A 17905-nucleotide genomic window follows, 5' to 3' on the forward strand; every position below is an offset into this window, starting at 1 on the left:
ACGGAGATGTCCCCATGACTCGACTGCACCTGGCCTCCGGCTCCCCACGTCGACGTGAGCTGCTGGCGCAGATTGGCGTGCCATTCACCGTGGTCAGCGCCCCCATCGACGAAACCCCGCAGGTCGGCGAAGCCGCCCAGGCCTACGTCGAGCGCCTGGCGCAAGCCAAGGCGGTGGCTGGTTTCAACCTGCTCGATGCCCCGGGCGTGGTGCTCGGCGCCGATACTGCCGTGGTGCTCGACGGCCAGATCCTTGGCAAGCCGGAAAACCGCGAGCACGCCCTGGCGATGCTGGGCGACCTGTCCAAGCGCGAGCACCAGGTGCTCACTGCCGTGGCCGTGACCGACGGCACGCGCTCCCTGAGCCTGTGCGTGGCGACCAAGGTTCGTTTCCGTACTATCTCTTTCGATGAAGCATGTCGCTACTGGGACAGCGGTGAACCGTTGGACAAGGCCGGTGGCTATGCGATCCAGGGCCTGGGCGCGGTGTTCGTCAGCGCCATCGAAGGCAGTTATTCGGCCGTGGTCGGCCTGCCCCTGAGCGAAACCGCCGAGTTGCTGGAGCAGTTCGGCATTCCCTGCTGGCAGCATGAGGATACCGTCCAGCGCTAGCCAGCCGCCCGACAGCGATCCATCATTACCGAAGACCTTTGACGAGAGCCTGCCATGAGTGAAGAGATCCTGATCAACATCACGCCGATGGAGTCACGCGTGGCAGTGGTGGAGAACGGAGTGCTGCAGGAGGTGCATGTCGAGCGCACCCAGCGCCGTGGCATCGTCGGCAATATCTACAAGGGCAAGGTGGTGCGTGTGCTGCCCGGCATGCAGGCCGCCTTCATCGATATCGGTCTGGAGCGTGCGGCGTTCATCCACGCCTCGGAGATCTCCCAGCGTGAAGGCTCGGCGGTCGAGACCATCACCGCACTGGTCCACGAAGGCCAGGCCCTGGTGGTGCAGGTGACGAAGGACCCCATCGGCACCAAGGGCGCGCGCCTGACCACCCAGTTGTCGATCCCGTCGCGCTACCTGGTGTACATGCCGCGCAGCAGCCATGTCGGCATTTCGCTGAAAATCGAGGACGAAGCCGAGCGTGACCGTCTTAAACAGGTGGTCAGCGACTCGATGGCGCAAGAGAAGATCAAGGACGCCGGCGGCTTCATCCTGCGCACCGCCGCCGAGGGCGCGCGTGCTGAAGACATCCTCCAGGACATCCGCTACCTGCGTCGCCTGTGGGAGCAGATCGGCAGCCAGATCCAGGCCTGCGGTGCGCCGACCGTGATCTACGAAGACCTCGGCCTGGCGTTGCGCACCTTGCGCGACCTGGTCAATCCGAAGATCGAGAAGATCCGCATCGACTCGCGGGAAACCTTCCAGAAGACCACGCAATTCGTGGGTGAGCTGATGCCCGAAATCGCCGACCGCCTCGAGCATTATCCCGGCGAGCGGCCGATCTTCGACCTCTATGGGGTCGAGGACGAGATCCAGCGCGCCCTGGAGCGCAAGGTGCCGCTCAAGTCCGGGGGCTACTTGGTGGTCGATCCTGCCGAGGCGATGACGACCATCGACGTCAATACCGGCGCCTTCGTCGGCCATCGCAACCTCGAAGAGACCATTTTCAAGACCAATCTCGAAGCGGCCACCGCCATTGCGCGACAGCTTCGCCTGCGCAACATCGGCGGCATCATCATCATCGACTTCATCGATATGGAAGACGAAGAGCACCGCCGCCAGGTCCTGCGCACGCTGGAAAAACAGCTCGAGCGCGACCATGCCAAGACCAATATCATCGGCATTACCGAGTTGGGCCTGGTACAGATGACCCGCAAGCGTACCCGTGAAAGCCTCGAGCAGGTGCTGTGCGAGCCCTGCCTGGCCTGCCAGGGGCGCGGCAAGCTGAAGACGCCAGAGACTATTTGTTACGAAATCTTCCGCGAAATTCTTCGTGAGGCGCGGGCTTACCAGGCAGAAGGCTACCGCGTGCTGGCCAACCAGAAGGTAGTCGATCGGCTGCTGGACGAAGAGTCAGGCAACGTCGCCGAACTGGAGGCCTTCATCGGGCGAACCATTCGCTTCCAGGTCGAGTCCATGTATTCCCAGGAACAATATGATGTGGTGCTGCTCTGACGCGTTCTGAAACCGTTCGCCCAGTGGCGAAAACACCGCTTGCGGCCATAGTTAATGGACGACTCGGAGGGCAATGGCCATGGAACGTCTGACCCGCGTTCTAGGCGCGTTGACCCGTTGGGGGCTGGGGCTGTGCGCCTTGCTCGCGGTGCTGGTGGCACTGTATGTCAGCCTCGGTCGGCAACTGGTGCCGTTGGTGGCCGAATACCGGGCCGACCTCGAAGACAAGGCCCAGCAAGCCTTGGGCTTGCCTGTGCATGTGGGGGCGCTCGAAGGGCGATGGAGTGGTCTGGCCCCGGTGCTCAGGCTGCGCGACCTGCAATTGGGCGAAGGCTCTGCAGCCTTGCGCCTGGATGACGTCAAGCTGGTGCCCGACCTGTGGGCCAGCTTGAAGGCTCGCGAAGTGCGGTTGGCGCATGTCCAGCTCGGCGGCCTGCAACTGATCCTGCATGAAGACCAGCAAGGTGCCTGGACCCTTGAAGGCCTGCCGAAGAAAGACGATGCGCCCCTCGACCCTGCCCAATTGCTGCAACGCCTCCAGCAACTGGGCCGGGTCGATGTGTTCGACAGCCAGGTTACCTTCCAGCCGTGGCGCCGTGATTCGGTCACGCTCACCTATGTCAGCCTTGGCTTGCAAGCCGGTCCGTCGCGCCAGCGCCTGGAGATGCGCGCGACCCTGCCCGACGGTCAGCCCCTGGCGGTGAACCTGCGCAGCCGCGCCACCCTCGACGCCTGGCGCGACGGACACCTGGAGGCCTATGTCAGCCTGCCGCAGAGCGATTGGGCGCGCTGGGTACCGCCAAGCCTGCTCGGGCAGTGGCGAGCCAAGACCCTGCGTGCGGGGGGCGAATTCTGGATCGACTGGAACAAAGGTCATTTGCAGCGCGCCGTCGCCCGCCTGAACGCGCCACAGCTGCGCGGCGCCTATGCCGGGCGCAAGACCGTGACTCTCGACAACCTGGCGCTGTCCAGTTGGGTGCGCCGGGGCAAGGAGGGCTACGAGATCGTGGTCGATTCGTTGGCTGCGAGTATCGGTGAAACCCGCTGGGAAACACATTTGCAAGCGCGCCAGCGTCCTGGGCAGGAGGCTACCGAGGATGTGTGGCATGTCCAGGCCGATCGTCTCGACCTGACGCCGCTGACGCCGCTGATCGATGGCCTGGCACCGCTGCCGGACAACCTGATGACCGTCGTCGACGCCCTTAACGTGACCGGCACGCTGCGTAACGTCCAGCTCGACATCCGTCCCCATGCCGAAGGTGACCAGCGCCTGCAGTTCGCCGCCAATCTCGACAAGATCGGTTTCGATGCTTATCACGGAGCGCCCGCAGCCGGCAATGTCAGCGGCAGCATCAGCGGCGATCTCGGGCACGGCGAACTACGCCTGGATACCGATGCCTTCATGCTGCATCTGTACCCCATTTTCGGCAAACCCTGGCACTACCAGAAAGCCAATGCCCGCCTGACCTGGGCGCTCGACAAGGACGGCTTCACCCTCATCGCGCCCTACATCAAGGTGCTGGGCGACGAGGGCAAGATCGCCGCCGATTTTCTCATTCGCTTCAGGTTCCACGAAGAGCAGGCCGATTATATGGACCTGCGTGTCGGCCTCACCGAGGGCGATGGCCGCTACACGGCCAAGTACCTGCCGGAAGTGCTCAGCCCGGCGCTGGATGAGTGGCTTCGCAGTGCCATCGTCAAGGGTGCGGTCGACGAGGGCTATTTCCAGTACCAGGGATCGCTGAACCACAACGCCCCGGCGCATTCGCGCAGTATCAGCCTGTTCTTCAAGGTGCATGACGCAGCGCTCGATTTCCAGCCGGGCTGGCCGCAGGTGCAGCAGGTGGACGGCAATGTGTACATCGAGGATACCGGTGTGCGCATCCAGGCCAGCAAGGGTCTGCTGCTCGACACCCGGGTCAGTGATGTCAGCGTCAACATCCCCCATGTCGAGGGCGACCAGCATAGCCGCCTGTACCTGGACGGCGAGTTCGACGGCAGCCTGGGCGACGGCCTGAAGATTCTGAAAGAGGCACCGATCGGCACTGGCGAGATCTTCGCCGGCTGGGAAGGCGAGGGCCCGCTGCAGGGCAAGGTCAAGCTGGACATCCCGCTGGAGCACGGTCTGCGTCCCAAGGTGCTGGTGGATTTCTCGACTTCGGATGCTCGCCTCAAGGTGGAGCCGCCGGCACTCGATCTGAGCCGCCTGAAGGGTGACTTCACCTTCGACCTCGACAAGGGATTGAGCGGCAAGGGCATCAGCCTCCAGGCCTTCGACAGGCCGGTGACTGCGCAGATTCTCGCCGAAGGGCAGGGTGGCCAGATTCAGACCCGGATCAACGCCACCGGCCAGGTGCCGCTCAAGTCGTTGACCGACTGGCTGCAGTTCAAGCAGGCACTCCCGGCCTCGGGCGATATCCCCTATCAACTTCAGGTCAGCCTGGGGAGCCGCGACAATCGCCTGAGCGTCAACTCGTCGCTCAAGGGGCTGACCATCGACCTGCCAGCGCCCTTCGGCAAAACGGCGGGCGAGTCACGCGACAGCAGCTTCAGCATGAACCTGCAAGGTGCCGAGCGGCGCTTTGATGCGAGCTACGCTGATGTGGCACGGTTGGCCTATGCGGCTTCGCTCGACAAGCTGGCCCAGGGACGCGGCGAGTTGGTGCTCGGCGGTGGCGAGGCGAGCGTGCCGGGCGGCCAGGGCCTGCGGGTGCGTGGGCGCCTCGAATCGCTGGACCTTGAGCCCTGGCAGCAGCAGTTGGACAAATACGCAGGTCAAGACCCAGGTGGCAGCGCACGACAGGGCCTGCAGAGCGTGGATGTGAGCATTGGCCAGTTGAAGGCATTCGGCACCGACCTCAACCAGGCAGTGGTGCGTCTGGCTCGTGTTGCCAGCGCCTGGGACCTGCGCCTGGACAGCAAGGAAGTGATCGGCAATGCGCGGATCCCGGATGCCAAGGCCGCGCCCATGGTGGTGAAACTGCAGACCTTGCGCCTGCCGCCGGCCGATCCGCAGGAAGCCCAGGCCGAAGATGCGCCTGATCCGCTGGCCACCTTCGACCCGCGCAAGGCGCCGGTCCTGGACCTGAGCATCGACAAGTTGTATCGCGGTGACGACCTGTTCGGCAGCGCCTCGGTCAAGCTGCGGCCGAATGCCCGTGGTGTGTCGCTGGACGACATCGACCTCAATCTCAAGGGCCTGCACATCGACGGCAGCGGCGGCTGGGAAGGTGTTCCTGGCAGCACCAACAGTTGGTACAAGGGGCGCCTGGACGGCAAGGACCTGGGTGACGTGCTCAAGGCCTGGGGCTTCGCGCCCACGGTCACCAGCCGCGATTTCCGCATGGATGTCGATGGTCGTTGGCCGGGTTCGCCGGCCTGGGTCAACCTCAAGCGATTCTCCGGCAGCCTCGATGCCTCGCTGCGCACCGGCCAGTTCGTCGAGGTCGAGGGTAGCGCCCAGGCGTTGCGGGTGTTCGGCCTGCTCAACTTCAACTCCATTGGTCGTCGTCTGCGCCTGGACTTCTCCGACCTGTTCGGCGAGGGGCTGGCCTATGATCGGGTCAAGGGCCTGCTGGTGGCCAGCGAGGGCGTTTATGTCACCCGTGAACCGATCGCTGTCACCGGCCCCTCCAGCAATTTCGAGCTCGATGGCACCCTCGACTTTGTGCGCGACCGTATCGATGCCAACCTGCAGGTGACCCTGCCGGTCACCAACAACCTGCCGTTGGCGGCGCTGATCGTCGGGGCACCTGCGGTCGGCGGCGCGTTGTTCCTTGTCGATCGGCTGATCGGCGATCGGGTCGCGCGCTTCGCCAGCGTGCACTATCGGGTCGAAGGTCCGGTCAAAGAGCCTAAAATCACCTTTGTGAAACCTTTCGATAAATCGCGCTAGGAGTGGTCATGAAGTCAGCAGTGATCCAGATGGTCAGCCAGGACGGCGTACTGGCCAACCTGCAGCGGGCTCACGTGCTGCTGGAGCAGGCCGCTGACAGCGGTGCACGGCTGGCGGTGCTGCCGGAGAATTTCGCGGCCATGGGGCGGCGCGATGCGGCCGCGATCGGTCGCGCCGAGGCGCTTGGCGAAGGCCCGATCCTGCCATGGTTGAAACGTGCCGCACGCGACCTCAGGTTATGGATTGTTGCCGGCACCTTGCCGTTGCCGCCGGTCGATGAGCCCGAGGCCAAGGCCCATGCCTGCTCGCTGCTGGTTGACGAGCACGGCGAGATCGCCGCGCGTTACGACAAGCTGCACCTGTTCGATGTGGACGTGGCCGACAACCGCGGGCGCTACCGCGAATCGGATGATTACGCCCATGGCGCGCAGGTAGTGGTGGCCGATACGCCGGTTGGACGCCTGGGCTTGTCGGTGTGCTACGACTTGCGCTTTCCCGAGCTCTACAGCGCCCTGCGCGCTGCCGGGGCCGAGCTGATCAGCGCGCCGTCGGCGTTCACTGCGGTGACCGGCGCGGCACATTGGGAAGTGTTGATCCGTGCCCGCGCCATCGAAACCCAGTGCTACATGCTGGCCGCCGCGCAGGGCGGTATCCATCCAGGCCCGCGGGAAACCCATGGCCATGCGGCGATCGTCGACCCTTGGGGGCGGATCGTCGCCGAACATGCGCATGGCGAAGCGATATTGCTCGCCGAGCGCGACGCTGAAGAACAAGCGTCCATACGGGCGCGCATGCCGGTCGTTTCGCACCGGCGCTTTTTCTCGCAGGACGCCTTGCGGCCTGCGCACACCTCGGAGTGACTATGAGCCAGATGTTATCCACCGTCAGCGAGCAGCTCCTGGCCCCGGGCGGACTGACCCTGGACAGCCTGCAGGCTGTGCTGGGTGAGTTGGCAGGGCCCGGCATCGACGCTGCCGACCTGTATTTCCAGGGGCAGATCTCGGAAACCTGGGCACTGGAAGACGGTATCGTCAAGGAAGGCAGTTTCAACCTCGACCAGGGTGTCGGCGTGCGTGCATTGTCTGGCGAGAAAACCGGCTTCGCCTACAGCAACGCAATCAACCTTGAAGCCCTGACGTCAGCGGCGCGCGCCGCCCGCTCGATCTCCCGCGCCGGCCAGAACGGCAAGGTGCAGGCCTTCCGCAGCCAGGACGTGACCGCCCTGTACGCACCGGGCAACCCGCTCGATGTCCTGAGCCGCGCCGAGAAAGTCGAACTGCTCAAGCGCGTCGATGCTGCCACTCGTGCCCTCGACCCGCGTATCCAGCAGGTCAGCGTGAGCATGGCGGGCGTGTGGGAGCGGATCCTGGTGGCGGCGGCCGATGGCAGCCTGGCCGCGGATGTGCGGCCGCTGGTGCGTTTCAACGTCAGCGTCATCGTCGAACACAACGGTCGCCGCGAGCGGGGCGGCCAGGGCGGGGGCGGGCGTACCGACTACCGCTACTTCACGGAAGAGCGGGTGATGGGCTATGCCCGCGAGGCGCTGCGCCAAGCGCTGGTCAACCTCGAGGCGCAACCTGCACCGGCCGGCACGCTGCCGGTAGTGCTCGGTCCGGGTTGGTCGGGCGTACTGCTGCATGAAGCGGTCGGCCACGGTCTGGAAGGTGATTTCAACCGCAAAGGCAGCTCGGCCTACAGCGGGCGGATCGGTGAGGCGGTGGCGTCGAAGCTGTGCACCATCGTCGACGACGGCACGCTGGAAGGCCGTCGCGGTTCGCTGAGCGTCGATGACGAAGGCACGCCGACCGAATGCACCACGCTGATCGAGAACGGCATCCTCAAGGGCTACATGCAGGACAAGCTCAATGCCCGCCTGATGGGTATGGCGGTGACCGGCAATGGTCGACGCGAATCCTACGCGCACCTGCCGATGCCGCGCATGACCAACACCTACATGCGCGCCGGCGAGAGTGACCCGCAGGAGATCATCGCCTCGGTGAAGAAGGGCATCTACTGCGCCAATCTCGGCGGCGGTCAGGTGGACATTACCAGTGGCAAGTTCGTGTTCTCCACCAGTGAGGCGTACCTGATCGAAGACGGCAAGATCACCGCGCCGGTCAAGGGTGCGACCCTGATCGGCAATGGGCCGGAGGCGATGAGCCGGGTGTCGATGGTCGGTAACGACCTGGCCCTGGACAGCGGAGTCGGTACCTGTGGCAAGGATGGGCAGTCGGTGCCGGTTGGCGTTGGTCAGCCGACCCTGAAGCTGGACGCGATCACCGTGGGCGGTACCGGGGCTTGATGACAAGCCCTGCCTGCAGGAGTGGCCTTGTGTCGCGCAAAGGCCGCCAGGCGGCCTCGAGATCTCGGCGACACAGACGGGGCTGCCGTGCAGCCCTTTCGCGACGCGATGCCGCGCCTACAAGCGGTCGGTGGCGGTGCTCAGCGCAGGCCGCGTTGCAGCTCGTCGAGGTCACGGATGTACTTGAACACCTTGCGCGCAGCGGCAGGCGGCTTGTTCCGCGCCTTTTCGTGCTGGGCATGGCGGATCAGCGAGCGCAGTTGCTGGCGATCGGTATCGGGGAACTCCTGGACGAAGCGCTCGAGGTCTTCGTCGTTGCCGTCGATCAACCGGTCGCGCCAGCGCTCAAGGCCGTGGAAACGTTCGTTGTACTGGCGCGTGGAGCTGTCTATCTGCTCGAGCAGCGCATGGATGGCCTCCAGGTCCTGTACGCGCATCAGCTTGCCGACGAACGACATGTGGCGTTTGCGGGCACCGTGGGCGGTGTGTTTGGACGCTTCCTCCAGTGCTTTGCGCAACTCGTCGGTGAGTGGCAGGCGCGCGAGGATATCGGGCTTGAGCGTGGTGAGGCGCTCGCCGAGTTCGACCAGCGCATGCAGCTCGCGCTTGATCTGGGTCTTGCTTTTTTCGCCGTCGAAGGCGTCGTCGTATGAATCAACCATGGTGGCAGTCCGCAGGAAATCGCCGCCATGATAACCAGTCGGGGGCCGCTTTGTCCGGCCCGGTCGAAGAATGGCCCTCGCCGAACGCAGAATTTGAGTGGAGAAAACCATGAGTGCAGTCCAGAGCATAGGTCCGAAGGACCTGCCAGCGTTGCAGGAGCAGGTCGAGGCGATCGTTGCCGAAGCACGCCGCCAGGGCGCCAGTGCCTGCGAGGTGGCGGTTTCGCTGGAGCAGGGCCTGTCCACCAGCGTGCGCCAGCGCGAGGTCGAAACGGTCGAGTTCAACCGCGACCAGGGCTTTGGCATCACCCTCTACGTGGGCCAGCGCAAGGGCTCGGCCAGTACTTCGGCAAGCGGTCCGGAGGCCATTCGCGAAACAGTGGCTGCTGCATTGGCAATTGCCAAGCACACCTCAGAGGATGAGTGCTCGGGCTTGGCCGACGCGGCACTGATGGCGCGTGAAATGCCCGACCTCGACCTCTACCACGACTGGGACATCGAGCCCGAGCGTGCCATCGAGATGGCCCTGGAGTGCGAGGCGGCCGCCTTCGATGCCGACAAGCGTATTCTCAATGCCGACGGCACCACCCTCAACACGCACCAGGGCGTGCGGGTGTATGGCAACAGTCACGGCTTCATCGGTGGCTACGCCTCGACGCGCCACAGCCTGAGCTGTGTGATGATCGCCGAAGGCGAAGGGCAGATGCAGCGCGACTACTGGTACGACGTCAATCGCCAGGGCCAATTGCTGGCCGACCCGCGCAGTATTGGCCAGCGCGCTGCCCAGCGTGCCGCCAGCCGTCTGGGCGCACGTCCAGTGCCGACCTGCGAGGTGCCGGTGCTGTTCGCTGCGGAACTGGCTGGCGGGTTGTTCGGTAGCTTCCTGTCGGCGATCTCTGGCGGCAACCTTTACCGCAAGTCGTCGTTCCTTGAAGGCACCCTGGGCCAGCGTCTGTTCCCGACCTGGCTGACCCTCGACGAGCGTCCGCACATTCCACGTGCGCTGGGCAGTGCCGCGTTCGACGGCGATGGCCTGGCCACCTATGCCAAACCGTTCATCGACAAGGGCGAACTGGTCTCCTACATCCTGGGTACCTATGCCGGTCGCAAGCTCAAACTGCCCAGCACCGCCAACGCAGGCGGGGTGCATAACCTGTTCGTCACCCATGGCGTCGAAGACCAGGCTGCACTGATCCGTCGCATGGGGCGCGGCTTGCTGGTGACTGAACTGATGGGGCATGGCCTTAACATGGTAACGGGCGACTACTCCCGGGGCGCTGCGGGTTTCTGGGTGGAAAACGGTGAAATCCAGTTCCCGGTCCAGGAAGTGACCATCGCCGGCAATATGAAAGACATGTTCCAGCAGATTGTGGCGATTGGCAGCGATATTGAAACGCGCAGCAATATTCACAGCGGTTCGGTGCTGATCGAACGGATGACCGTCGCCGGTAGCTGACGGCGCACCGCTGACCCACGCTTGACGACAGACCCGGCCATCGCGCCGGGTTTTTTGTTTGTGGCTCCGCCCTTGAAGTGATTCTAATTATCAATTAATAATGAATATCATTATCCAGCAACCCCGGCGATGATGTTCATGAAAACCGTCCTCCACGAATTGCCCTACCTGGAAAACTGGCGCTGGTTGAGTCGGCGCATCCGCTGTGCCCTCGAGCCGGACGAACCGCGGCTGATCGAACACTATCTGGCCGAGGGGCGCTATCTGGTCTGTTGCACCGAGACCTCGCCCTGGACCGTGGCGTTGACCTCCTTCCGTCTGCTGCTGGATACCGCCTGCGACCGCATGTTGCCCTGGCATTGGCGCTGCCAGTGCCTTGATCAGGCCTGGCGCCCGCTGCTTGACCTGCGCAACCTCGACCGTTGCGAGCAGAACGAGCGCTGGCAGCCCTATGCGATGCAACTGGCCAGTTGCGTGTTGCTGCCTTCGATTTCCCCCGATGAACTGATGCAAGGATCCGATGATGAGTAATACCCGTATCGAGCGTGACAGCATGGGCGAACTGCAGGTGCCTGCCCAGGCGCTGTATGGTGCCCAGACCCAGCGCGCGGTCGACAACTTCCCGGTCAGCGGCCAGCGCATGCCGCTGCAGTTCATTCGGGCACTGCTGTTGGCCAAGGCCGCAGCAGCCAAGGCCAACATCGCGCTGGAGCAACTGAGCGCGGAGCAGGGCGGTGCCATCGTCAAGGCGGTCGAGCAACTGCTGGCCGAGGACTTCATCCAGCATTTCCCGGTGGACGTGTTCCAGACCGGCTCCGGCACCAGCTCCAACATGAACGCCAACGAGGTGATCGCTACCCTGGCCAGCCGGGTGCTAGGTGACAAGATCAACGCCAACGACCATGTCAATTGCGGTCAGAGCAGCAACGACATCATTCCGACCACCATTCATGTCAGCGCGGCGCTGGCCTTGCACGAGCAACTGCTGCCGGCGCTGGGGCATCTGGTTCAGGTGATCGAGGCCAAGGCTGTCGAGGTTCACCGTTACGTCAAGACCGGCCGCACCCACCTGATGGATGCCATGCCGGTGCGCATGAGCCAGGTCTTGGGGGGCTGGGCGGCACAGATCAAGGGTGCTCAAGCGCATCTGGAAGCCACCTTGCCCGCCCTGCAGGCGTTGGCCCAAGGCGGCACAGCGGTCGGCACCGGGATCAATGCCCACCCGCAATTCGCCGTGGGCTTTGCCCGTGAACTGAGCGACCTGACCCGTATCCCGTTCACCCCTGGGGAAAACCTGTTCGCCCTGATCGGCTCCCAGGACACGGCCGTGGCGTTGTCCGGCCAGCTCAAGACCACCGCTGTCGCGCTGATGAAGATCGCCAACGACCTGCGCTGGATGAACTCAGGCCCCCTGGCCGGACTTGGCGAAATCGAGCTCGAGGGGCTGCAACCGGGCTCCTCGATCATGCCGGGCAAGGTCAACCCGGTGATCCCCGAGGCCACTGCGATGGTTGCCGCGCAGGTTATCGGCAACGACGCGACCATCGCCGTCGCCGGCCAGTCGGGTAATTTCGAACTCAATGTCATGCTGCCGGTGATCGCCCGCAACCTGCTGGAGAGCATCGAGCTGATGGCCAACGCCAGTCGCCTGCTGGCAGACAAGGCGATCGCCAGCTTCAAGGTCAATGAGCCGAAGCTCAAGGAGGCGCTGTCGCGCAATCCGATCCTGGTCACGGCACTGAACCCGATCATCGGCTACCTCAAGGCCGCCGAGATTGCCAAGACCGCCTACAAGCAAGGTCGCCCGATCGTGGAGGTGGCGCTGGAGCATACCGACTTGTCGCGTGATCAGCTCGAGGCCCTGCTGGATCCGGAAAAACTCACCGCTGGCGGTATCTGATCCACGGTCCTCGCCCAGGAGACACGTCATGCAGCATTGGAAACGCACTACGGAAACCGCTAATCGCCTGTTCGACCAAGGCGAACTGGTAGACGCCCGGGAGCACTACCTGCAAGCCCTGGCCCTGGCGCAGGTGCTGTTCGAGCGCTGGCATGACGTTGACGAGGCGGTAGCGGCCTTTGTCATCGCCCACCACAACCTGGCTGACCTGCACCTGCGCCTGAATCAGCCCCACGAAAGCGCCGATTACCTGTGTGCGGCCCATCAGCGGCTGCTCCAGGCCAGTCAGGAGTCGCGCCTGCCCCAGGCCCTGCGTGATGCCGCGTTGCGCCACAGCGGGCGTACCTACACCGAGCTGTTGAGCTTTATCGCCGAATACGGCCAGTACCCACGCACCGAGCGGTTGCTCAATCGCCATGCACCTGAAGCGAGCGAACTGGCTGCCCGGCCGGATGCCACCCACCGTTCACCTGCATACGGAATTCACTGACATGCCCCACACCTTGCCTGCACTGCCTTACGCCTACGATGCGCTGGAGCCGCACATCGATACCCAGACCATGGAGATTCACCACAGCAAGCACCACCAGACCTATGTGAACAACCTCAACGCCGCCATCGAAGGGACCGAGTGGGCCGAATGGCCGATCGACAAGCTGGTCGGCGCGGTCAAGCAGTTGCCCGAAAAGCTGCAAGGAGCGGTGATCAACCAGGGCGGCGGCCACGCCAACCATGCGTTGTTCTGGACCGTGATGTCACCCAAGGGCGGTGGTCAACCCCAGGGGCAGGTCGCCCAGGCCATCGATACGCAGCTCGGCGGCTTCGAGGCGTTCAAGGAGGCGTTCACCAAGGCCGCGCTGACCCGTTTCGGCAGTGGTTGGGCCTGGCTCAGCGTGACCCCGGCCAAGACGCTGGTGGTGGAGAGCAGCGGCAACCAGGACAGCCCGCTGATGCACGGCAACACACCGATCCTGGGGTTGGACGTGTGGGAGCACGCTTACTACCTGAAGTACCAGAACCGTCGTCCGGAATACATCGGTGCCTTCTACAACGTCGTCGATTGGACGGAAGTTGAGCGTCGCTACCTTGAAGCCCTGAAGTGAGTCGATCTGTCATGCGCTCCGAGGTGATGTCTGTCAGCAGTGTGCGCCTGTTCCGACTGGCGCTTGGGACTTTGCTGTTGCTTGTTGGCACCGCGCTGTTGGTGGCGCGGGGCATCGCCTGGTTGGACCTGGAGCCGCGCATGTTACGTGCGCTTGAAGGCGGTGCATTGTGCGCACTGGGCACGGCGCTGGGCGCGGTCCCGGTGCTGGTGATCCGCAACATGCCGGTGGCGGTGGCTGACACCTTGCTTGGCTTCGGTGCCGGGGTGATGTTGGCAGCCACCGCGTTCTCTCTGATCATCCCGGGCCTTGATGCGGCTCAGTCCATTGGCTTCAGCCCTTGGGGCGCCGGTGGCCTGGTCAGTGCCGGGTTGTTGTTCGGGGCGCTGTGCCTGTTCCTGGTCGACTTGAGAATCTCCGGGGTTTCGCCGGAGTCCATGGTCGGGCAAGGCAATCAGCCGGTGATCGCTGCGCGGATCTGGCTGTTCGTAGCCGCGATCATCGCGCACAACATCCCGGAAGGCATGGCCATTGGTGTTTCCGCTGGCGGCGGCATGCCAGACGCCGACAGCCTCGCCATGGGCATTGCCCTGCAGGACGTGCCGGAGGGGCTGGTGATCGCGTTGGTGTTGGCAGGGGCTGGGATGTCGCGGTTCAAGGCCTTCCTCATCGGTGCTGCATCCGGGCTGGTGGAGCCGGTAGCGGCGGTGATCTGTGCCTGGCTGGTGAATGTTGCCGAGCTGCTGCTACCGCTTGGGCTTGCGTGTGCGGCAGGAGCGATGTTGCTGGTGGTGACCCAGGAAATCATTCCCGAGTCACGCAGCAATGGCAATCATCGCCTGGCAAGCCTGGGGTTATGCATCGGCTTCTGCCTGATGATGGTGATGGACACTGCGATGTCCTGAGGCTGTCAGGCAAGGGACGGGGCGGGAGCTTACTCGCCTTCGTCAAAATAATTGTTGATCAGCGCCACCAGTGCATCCAGTGCGTCGTTGTCCTGCTCGCCTTCGGTATGCAGGTGCACTTGGGTGCCTTTGCCCGCGGCCAGCATCATCACTGCCATGATGCTCTTGCCGTCCACCAGCTTGTCGGGGGCTCGCCCGACCCGAACCTGGCAGGGGAACTTCCCGGCCACGCCGACGAACTTGGCTGCCGCCCGGGCGTGCAGGCCCAGCTTGTTGATGATGGTGATTTCGCGGGCGGGCATCGTGGGGTGGATCCTGTGGGTTAGAGGTCGCGGTGACGGACCTGGACGTTTTTCAGGGTTTGCTGCAGCAGTTGTCCGAGGCGCTCGGTGATATAGACAGAGCGGTGGTGTCCGCCGGTGCAGCCGATGGCGATGGTGACGTAGGCGCGGTTGCTGGCGGCAAAGCGCGGTAGCCACTTCAACAGGTAGCTGGAGATGTCCTGGAACATTTCCTCGACGTCCGGTTGTGCTGCCAGGTACTCGATCACTGGCGCTTCAAGGCCAGAGTGCTCGCGCAACTCGGGTTTCCAGTAAGGGTTTGGCAGGCAGCGCACGTCGAACACCAGATCGGCGTCCACCGGCATGCCGCGTTTGAAACCGAAGGATTCGACGAGAAAAGCGGTGCCGGGTTCAGGCTGGTTGAGCAGGCGCAGCTTGATCGAGTCACGCAGCTGGTAAAGATTAAGGCTGGTGGTATCGATCTTGAGGTCGGCGAGGTCGGCGATGGGGCCGAGCAGTTCGCTTTCTACGCGGATCGCTTCGGCGAGCGAACGGTCCGCGTTGGTCAGCGGGTGGCGACGGCGGGTTTCGGAGAACCGCTTGAGCAGCGTGTCCTCGTCGGCGTCCAGGTACAGCACGTCACACTGGATGTGACGTGCGCGAGCGTCCTCGAGCAATTCGGGGAAGCGCGACAGATGGCTCGGCAGGTTGCGCGCATCGATGGACACGGCGACCTTGGGTTGCATCAGTTCGGTATTGATCAGCGCGTTTTCCGCCAACTGCGGCAGCAACCCGGCGGGCAGGTTGTCGATGCAGTAGTAGCCGTTGTCTTCCAGCACATCGAGCGCGGTGCTCTTGCCGGAGCCGGACCGGCCGCTGACGATGATCAGGCGCATGTTCAGTGCTCGTTCTGTGCGTCCAGGACTACCTGGTAGAGGGCTTCGCTGCTGTCGGCGGCACGCAGGCGATCACGGACTTCCTTGCGATCGAGCATGCTGGCGATCTGGCGCAGCAGTTCGAGGTGGGCATCGGTGGCCGCTTCCGGGACCAGCAGCACGAACAGCAGGTCCACGGGGGCGCCGTCGATGGCGTCGTAGTCGATGGGAGCGTCCAGATGCAGCAGGGCGCTGACGGGGGCAGTACAACCTTCCAGGCGGCAATGAGGAATGGCGATGCCATTACCGAAACCGGTGGAGCCCAGTTTTTCGCGAGCGATGAGCTTTTCGAAGACGTCTTGCATCGCAAGCTCAGGTACTTGCTCGGCAATCAGGTTGGCGACCTTTTCCAGGGCGCGCTTCTTGCTGCCGCCCGGCACGTTCACGAGGGAACGGCCGGGGGTCAGGATGGTTTCAAGTCGGATCATGGATGAGGGGGATCAGCGGGCAGCTGCACCTTGCAGCAGGCTTTGCTGTTTTTCCTTGTGTTTTTTCAGTTGGCGGTCGAGCTTGTCAGCCAGTGCGTCGATCGCGGCATACATGTCTTGGTGTTCAGCGTTGGCGACCACTTCGCCGCCGGGAATCTGGAGTGTCGCTTCAACCTTCTGCTGCAGCTTTTCGACTTTCATGATCACCGTTGCATTGGTGATCTTGTCGAAATGTCCTTCCACGCGGGCGAGCTTCTCGAGCACGTATTCGCGCAGTGGTTGGGTGACTTCTACATGCTGGCCACTGATGTTGACTTGCATACAGCTTCTCCTTTGTTGCCCGTGCATAAAGAGGCAGGTATTGCACCTGCCACTGAAACGCTGTGGCACATCCCGGCGCTACATCAATCGCTTGCGCTCGCTCGACGGGGCAATCCCCAGCGATTCGCGGTACTTGGCGACGGTGCGGCGGGCTACCTGGATGCCTTGTGCCTCCAGTAAACCAGCGATCTTGCTGTCACTCAATGGCTTTTTCTGATTTTCCGCGGCCACCAGTTTCTTGATGATCGCGCGGATCGCCGTAGACGAGCATTCGCCGCCTTCGGCGGTGCTCACATGGCTCGAGAAAAAGTATTTCAATTCGTAGATGCCACGGGGGGTGTGCATGTACTTCTGTGTGGTGACCCGCGAAATGGTCGATTCGTGCATGCCTACCGCTTCGGCGATGTCGTGCAGCACCAGCGGTTTCATGGCTTCGTCGCCATGATCGAGGAAGCCGCGCTGATGTTCGACGATTTGCGTGGCCACTTTCATCAGCGTCTCGTTGCGGCTTTGCAGGCTCTTGATGAACCAGCGCGCTTCCTGCAGCTGGTTGCGCATGAAGGTGTTGTCGGCGCTGGTGTCGGCGCGGCGGACGAAGCCTGCATACTGCGGATTGACTCGCAGGCGAGGCACGGCCTCCTGGTTCAATTCGACCAGCCAGCGGTCGCTGTCCTTGCGTACGATGACGTCCGGGATCACGTACTCCGGCTCGCTGGATTCGATCTGCGAACCTGGGCGCGGATTGAGGCTTTGCACCAGCTCGATGACCTGGCGCAGCTCGTCTTCCTTGAGCTTCATGCGACGCATCAGCTGGCTGTAGTCGCGGCTGCCGAGCAGGTCGATGTAGTCGGTAACCAGGCGCTGGGCCTCGGCCATCCACGGCACGCTCGCCGGCAGCTGGCGCAGTTGCAGCAGCAGGCATTCGCCCAGGTTGCGGGCGCCGACGCCGGCCGGCTCGAATTGCTGAATGCGGTGCAGCACCGCTTCGACTTCATCCAGCTCGATGTCCAGCTCGGGATCGAATCCGGCGCAGATTTCCTCGAGGCTGTCTTCCAGGTAGCCCTGGTCGTTGATGCTGTCGATGAGGGTGACCGCGATCAGGCGGTCGGTGTCGGACATCGGTGCCAGGTTGAGCTGCCACAGCAGGTGGCTCTGCAGGCTTTCGCCGGCAGAGGTGCGGGTGGTGAAGTCCCACTCGTCTTCATCGTTGCTGGGCAGGCTGCTGGCGCTGGTCTGGTAGATGTCTTCCCAGGCCGTGTCGACCGGCAATTCGTTGGGGATGCGCTCGTTCCACTCGCCTTCTTCGAGGTTTTCCGTGCTGACGGTAGTTTCCTGGAAGCTGTTGTCCTGGGCTTCGGCGGCAGGTTTGCTTTCGCCGTTTTCCGCCATTGGATCGCTGTTGTCGAAGTCGTCGCCGTCTTCCTGACGTTCGAGCATCGGATTGGACTCCAGCGCTTCCTGGATTTCCTGCTGGAGGTCCAGGGTGGAGAGCTGGAGCAGACGGATGGCCTGTTGCAACTGCGGGGTCATCGTCAGTTGCTGGCCCATTTTTAGGACGAGCGATGGTTTCATGGCTGGGGCTTAATACCTTGTT

At 63.4% G+C, this 17905-nt stretch carries 17 protein-coding genes; 11 read left to right on the forward strand and 6 right to left on the reverse strand.

Annotated elements, in window-relative coordinates:
* The first annotated feature begins 14 nt into the window (after positions 1-14).
* From ACTYOL_RS05160 to tldD, 5 genes are all read left to right on the forward strand, one after another.
* Positions 15-611, forward strand: coding sequence for a Maf family protein (locus ACTYOL_RS05160; RefSeq protein WP_054894396.1), 597 nt, complete (start codon positions 15-17; stop codon positions 609-611).
* Positions 612-665: 54 nt separating this feature from the next.
* Positions 666-2123 (forward strand): ribonuclease G, encoded by a 1458-nt coding sequence (gene rng, locus ACTYOL_RS05165; protein ID WP_197892149.1) that lies wholly within the window; start codon positions 666-668, stop codon positions 2121-2123.
* A gap of 73 nt (positions 2124-2196) precedes the next feature.
* A complete protein-coding gene (locus ACTYOL_RS05170; protein ID WP_197892150.1) occupies positions 2197-6018 on the forward strand; it encodes a YhdP family protein in 3822 nt (1273 codons plus the stop codon).
* 8 nt (positions 6019-6026) lie between these two features.
* A complete protein-coding gene (locus ACTYOL_RS05175) occupies positions 6027-6878 on the forward strand; it encodes a carbon-nitrogen hydrolase family protein (protein WP_054894393.1) in 852 nt (283 codons plus the stop codon).
* Between the two features lie 2 nt (positions 6879-6880).
* Complete coding sequence (gene tldD / locus ACTYOL_RS05180) at positions 6881-8320, forward strand: metalloprotease TldD (RefSeq protein ID WP_054894392.1); 1440 nt, start codon at positions 6881-6883, stop codon at positions 8318-8320.
* Between the two features lie 140 nt (positions 8321-8460).
* Here tldD and yjgA read toward each other — a convergent pair whose 3' ends face one another.
* Positions 8461-8982: a ribosome biogenesis factor YjgA gene (gene yjgA / locus ACTYOL_RS05185; protein ID WP_063543154.1), complete on the reverse strand. Its 522-nt coding sequence runs from the start codon at positions 8980-8982 to the stop codon at positions 8461-8463.
* 109 nt (positions 8983-9091) lie between these two features.
* Here yjgA and pmbA point away from each other — a divergent pair, with 109 nt between their 5' ends.
* The 6 genes from pmbA to ACTYOL_RS05215 all read left to right on the forward strand — a co-directional run bounded on the left by pmbA (position 9092) and on the right by ACTYOL_RS05215 (position 14346).
* The gene (pmbA, locus tag ACTYOL_RS05190; RefSeq protein WP_125930677.1) at positions 9092-10438 is read left to right on the forward strand and encodes a metalloprotease PmbA; all 1347 of its coding nucleotides are present in this window, start codon (positions 9092-9094) and stop codon (positions 10436-10438) included.
* Between the two features lie 129 nt (positions 10439-10567).
* Complete coding sequence (locus tag ACTYOL_RS05195) at positions 10568-10969, forward strand: FagA protein (protein WP_082421003.1); 402 nt, start codon at positions 10568-10570, stop codon at positions 10967-10969.
* Entirely contained in the window at positions 10962-12338 is a 1377-nt protein-coding gene (locus ACTYOL_RS05200) for a class II fumarate hydratase (RefSeq protein WP_153772673.1), read from the forward strand. Before ACTYOL_RS05195 ends, ACTYOL_RS05200 begins: the two co-directional genes overlap by 8 nt.
* A 28-nt stretch (positions 12339-12366) precedes the next feature.
* Positions 12367-12828 (forward strand): hypothetical protein, encoded by a 462-nt coding sequence (locus tag ACTYOL_RS05205; RefSeq protein ID WP_153772672.1) that lies wholly within the window; start codon positions 12367-12369, stop codon positions 12826-12828.
* Position 12829: 1 nt separating this feature from the next.
* On the forward strand, positions 12830-13441 hold the full coding sequence (locus tag ACTYOL_RS05210) for a superoxide dismutase (RefSeq protein WP_063543163.1): 612 nt from the start codon (positions 12830-12832) through the stop codon (positions 13439-13441).
* An 11-nt stretch (positions 13442-13452) separates the two neighbouring features.
* Positions 13453-14346 (forward strand): ZIP family metal transporter, encoded by an 894-nt coding sequence (locus tag ACTYOL_RS05215; protein WP_063543165.1) that lies wholly within the window; start codon positions 13453-13455, stop codon positions 14344-14346.
* A gap of 29 nt (positions 14347-14375) precedes the next feature.
* Here ACTYOL_RS05215 and ACTYOL_RS05220 read toward each other — a convergent pair whose 3' ends face one another.
* The 5 genes from ACTYOL_RS05220 to ACTYOL_RS05240 all read right to left on the reverse strand — a co-directional run bounded on the left by ACTYOL_RS05220 (position 14376) and on the right by ACTYOL_RS05240 (position 17883).
* The gene (locus tag ACTYOL_RS05220) at positions 14376-14648 is read right to left on the reverse strand and encodes an HPr family phosphocarrier protein (RefSeq protein WP_054894385.1); all 273 of its coding nucleotides are present in this window, start codon (positions 14646-14648) and stop codon (positions 14376-14378) included.
* Between the two features lie 20 nt (positions 14649-14668).
* Positions 14669-15523, reverse strand: coding sequence for an RNase adapter RapZ (gene rapZ, locus ACTYOL_RS05225; RefSeq protein WP_063543167.1), 855 nt, complete (start codon positions 15521-15523; stop codon positions 14669-14671).
* Positions 15524-15525: 2 nt separating this feature from the next.
* Positions 15526-15990, reverse strand: coding sequence for a PTS IIA-like nitrogen regulatory protein PtsN (gene ptsN / locus ACTYOL_RS05230; RefSeq protein ID WP_054894383.1), 465 nt, complete (start codon positions 15988-15990; stop codon positions 15526-15528).
* A 12-nt stretch (positions 15991-16002) separates the two neighbouring features.
* On the reverse strand, positions 16003-16311 hold the full coding sequence (gene hpf / locus ACTYOL_RS05235) for a ribosome hibernation-promoting factor, HPF/YfiA family (RefSeq protein WP_054894382.1): 309 nt from the start codon (positions 16309-16311) through the stop codon (positions 16003-16005).
* Between the two features lie 78 nt (positions 16312-16389).
* Positions 16390-17883, reverse strand: coding sequence for an RNA polymerase factor sigma-54 (locus ACTYOL_RS05240; protein ID WP_153772671.1), 1494 nt, complete (start codon positions 17881-17883; stop codon positions 16390-16392).
* Positions 17884-17905: the final 22 nt, after the last annotated feature.

The sequence above is a fragment of the Pseudomonas sp. A014 genome (assembly GCF_052378495.1).
In the GTDB taxonomy this organism is placed as follows: Bacteria; Pseudomonadota; Gammaproteobacteria; order Pseudomonadales; family Pseudomonadaceae; genus Aquipseudomonas; species Aquipseudomonas machongensis.